Source organism: Streptomyces sp. NPDC088554, from assembly GCF_044752945.1.
Lineage (GTDB): Bacteria > Actinomycetota > Actinomycetes > Streptomycetales > Streptomycetaceae > Streptomyces.
In genome coordinates, this window is record NZ_JBIVMF010000077.1 from 1 (window position 1) to 3,649 (window position 3,649).

Annotated in this window: 3 protein-coding genes; all 3 read left to right on the top strand. The window is 63.1% G+C overall.

Going from position 1 to position 3,649, the window contains the following annotated elements; genetic code table 11:
• On the top strand, positions 1-1,183 hold a 1,183-nt coding region (locus ACIP8W_RS31760; RefSeq protein WP_402205874.1), incomplete at its 5' end, for a nucleoid-associated protein.
• Entirely contained in the window at positions 1,180-2,169 is a 990-nt protein-coding gene (locus tag ACIP8W_RS31765; protein WP_402205875.1) for a hypothetical protein, read from the top strand. The genes ACIP8W_RS31760 and ACIP8W_RS31765, both read left to right, overlap by 4 nt.
• Before the next feature lie 32 nt (positions 2,170-2,201).
• On the top strand, positions 2,202-2,774 hold the full coding sequence (locus tag ACIP8W_RS31770; RefSeq protein ID WP_402205877.1) for a hypothetical protein: 573 nt from the start codon (positions 2,202-2,204) through the stop codon (positions 2,772-2,774).
• Positions 2,775-3,649: the final 875 nt, after the last annotated feature.

The window sequence follows — 3,649 nt, forward strand, 5'->3', positions numbered from 1 at the left end:
ATCCGCCGCTACATCATCTGGCGAAACCGCCACGCCGACGACCGGCGCCTACGCGCGGTCATCGACAGGGCCAACGTTGCCTGATACGGCACTAGTCATTGACGAGGCCATCTTTCACCTGGTGCCGCAGCGCATGCGGTCGGACCCGGTACAAGCGGAGCCCCAGCTCAGCGAAGCGGTGTGCCAGCTCACCGACGATGTGCGCACCAAACTCCAGGCCAACTTCCGCAAAGTTCTCACCACACTCGGGCGCGAAATCGTTGAAGAAGCTGAGGCCAAATCAGCGCTACCGGACTGCGTTCACGAGTACCTCACGCGGCAACGCACCCTGGTGGAGGTCTCCGGTGACCTGGCACAGCTGCTGTGGGACAGCCAGCGGGGCAGCAGTCCCGCCGGCCTTCTCCTCGTCGCGGCATCCCGACTCGCGGGCCAACGAGCCCTGCTCATAGTCAAACTGGAGCAGGAAGGGGGAATGCAAGCGAAGGAGGTTATAGTCGGTGGCCTGCGCACGTTCGACATGCACTACTTCGCCGACCTCCTGATGACCGAGCATAACAAGGTGTACAAAGCAGCCTTGTTCTCCGCCGGCGGCGTCACCGACGAGGGGCTGGAAGGATGGGCGGCCGACAAGCAGATGTCCGGCAAGCCCATGGCCCAGTTTTGGCTGCGGACCTTCCTGGGCTGTCGGCAGAAGGAGGACCCACAGGTCCTCACACAGGGCTTCCACGATGCGGCTGTCGACTGGGTTGACAATCACGTCAGCGTCAGCGACCCCGACAGAAGCGTCCGCTATCTCATGGCCGTCCTGGTCGAACTGCAAAAGAACACCCCCACGCTGGATCCCACCTCGTTCGCCGCTCAGCACCTGGAGCTTTACGACCAGGACAACTTTCTCGACTATCTGGACAGCCACAGCGTCCCGACGACCGTCTTCGACAAGAACGTCGCGCGTATAGAGACCCGTCTCAGTCAACTCCGACTGGGCTTCGAAAGCGGCGTCTTCATCGTCGCACCCGTGGAAAAGGTGCGCGACGACATCGACATCGAAGATCACCCGGACGGCACCTCCACCGTCACGGTCAGCGGGAGAATCACGTCCACGCGGAGTTACGCGCCTCCCGGGGGCCGCCGAAGGAAAGACGCCCAGCACTCCGACGGAGCGGCACCGGATTTCGCACAGTGAGCGTCGTCAACGACGCCTTCCAGCGCTACCAAGACGAGCACTCCCGCATCAAAAAGGCAGCCCAGCTGACGGAAGCCCTTCTACGACGCAAGACTGCCCGCGCCCGCATCACTTGTGAGGTGACCCACCGGGCCAAGGACGTCGGCAGTTTCGTCACCAAGGCCTACCACAAGCGCTATGCCGACCCCTGGAAGAAGATCACGGACAAAGCAGGCGTCCGCATCATCGTCCAGCACAAAGGACTACTCGACGATGCCCTCCAGGTCGTCAAGGACAACCTGACGCTCGTCGGCGACCCGGAGGACTACCGGGATCAAGAAGACATCGACGGCGAGTACAGCCTGCAATACCCCCGGCTCCATGTCCAAGTCCTCGCCTGCGGCGATCTCGTAGACAACGACGGCCAACCTTACGAGTGCGAGATCCAGATCCGCACCGAGGCCACCGACTTGTGGGCTCGCATGTCCCACAAGCTGCTGTACAAAACAGGCAACACCGCTGTACCCCGCGATGTCAGTCGGTCGCTGTACCGTTTGATCGCCCTGGTTGAACTGTACGACCTCGAGGTCGAACGGGGGGTAAAAGCCTTGGCACAACACCCCGACTTCACCCGCAGCAATCGACTCCTGACCGAAGCAGAGTTCCTCTACCGCACCTTCACCGACCACCAGTACCGGCGCGACCTGTCCGAAGACGTCATCGACGTGCTCCTCAACACCGTTGAGCACGAGACCAACTACCACAACAAGCTGGCCCAGTTCGCTGAGCACAACCGCCGAAAGCTCGAAGACGCCTACCGCGACTACGGCCCCACCAGCGACCACTTCTTACGCCACGGCCGCTACGTACTCGTCAGCCAGCCGGAAAGCCTGATCATCTTCGAGCGCCTCAGCACCGCCAAGATGCTGCTTCGAGGCACCTGGGAAGACCAACTATCCGAGACCATGCTCAACGACATGGCAGAGATCTGGAGCGTCCACCTGTGACCCGACCGCCGCAGCCCGAACCCTCCGCGGTCGTGGCAGCCACCGCTATGTTCGTCGAAGTCCTCGTCGTCGGGATCGGTTTTCTCACAGCTCTGGGCATCTTGGGCGCGGCTATCGCTGGCCCTCACAACAGCCGCCAGCTGACTGCCCTGGCCAGCACCCCGCTCGCCGCCGGCTCAGCCCTCGCCTTCGCCTACGCGCTCGGCATTCTCATCGACCGCGTCGCCGACACTGTCCTCACCCCCGTCCGCCGCCGTCTGCGCTCCCAGTCTTTCCCGACCTCGGTCGCCTACGCTCGGGCACGCATCGCACTCGCCGAGATTCCTGCCCTGGCAGTCCGAGCGGACTACGCGCGCTCCCGCCTGAGGATCTGTCGCGGCTGGATGCTCGACAGCATCCTCCTCACCCTGGCGACCGACCTTGCGCTATGGCGCTATCCCGTCGAGCACCGACCCCTGCTCCTGATCACGGCAACCGTCCTCGGAACAGCGGCCGCTGTCGGCTTCTATCTCTCGTGGCACACGATTACGGCCACTGGATACCACAAACTGGCCGTGCAGACCGTGCCTCCCCAGCAGCCGGCACCTGCCCCGCAGTCCCCCTAACGGAGAGCTGGCACCCACTAGGACGAGGTCTGACAGGCCAGTACGGCGCAGGCCTGGCGCGTCGAGATGGTCAGCCCCGGGCCCCCGGCGACTACTCCACGCTGCCGACTGACAGCGGCTGCGTCTGGACGAGATGCCGCTGCCCGCCGCGACATCAGCCCCGTACCCGCGCATCGCCCCGGTTGGTTGACTCCCCGTCCAGCAGTGGCCTCCGTGGTGGTCTTCGAACTTGAGCGGTGCGTGTCGGGCGTGTACTGACTATCCGTCACAGGCTGTGATGGGCCGAGTTGTGTCGGGCCAGGATGCCCGTGGTCCTGGGTGATCATTTCTATTCTCTACGCAGAATGATCGTCTGGGAGCCACGGGCTTGGTCAACGACCCGGTGAAACCACAGGCCCTCAAGGAAGACGTCACCCACGGCCGTTCATGATCGCGGGTTCGGTGACCCTTCGTGGCTCCGGCACTGAAAGTGATCCAGAACCAGGACTCAACCGTCCGCCCCTCTTCCAGAGTTGATCTCCAGTCAGCCCAGCGGCAGTAGGGGAGAACTCGGATCTGCCATACTTTTTCAACGAAGGAAGCAGTGAGGAACTTTCCGCTCAGCCCTCCTGGAAATTGACTGTGTAGCAGCTCGGACCCGACGGAGACCCCTTGCTGCTGCCAGCCTAGGACTCGACGGCGAAGCCGGAGAGTCCTAGACAGGAAAAGCGAAGCGGTTCCTGTCACGGGCGAAGCCCGGCCCGAAGGGCCTCATCCGCGAAGCGGATCATCCCAAGCGAAGCGCCGGGATGTTGTGCCGGCGAAGCCGACTAGTTGCGCGAAGCGCAACGTATTCTCTAGGAAGGTGCGCAGCACCTTCTTACCCGCTCCGCGGG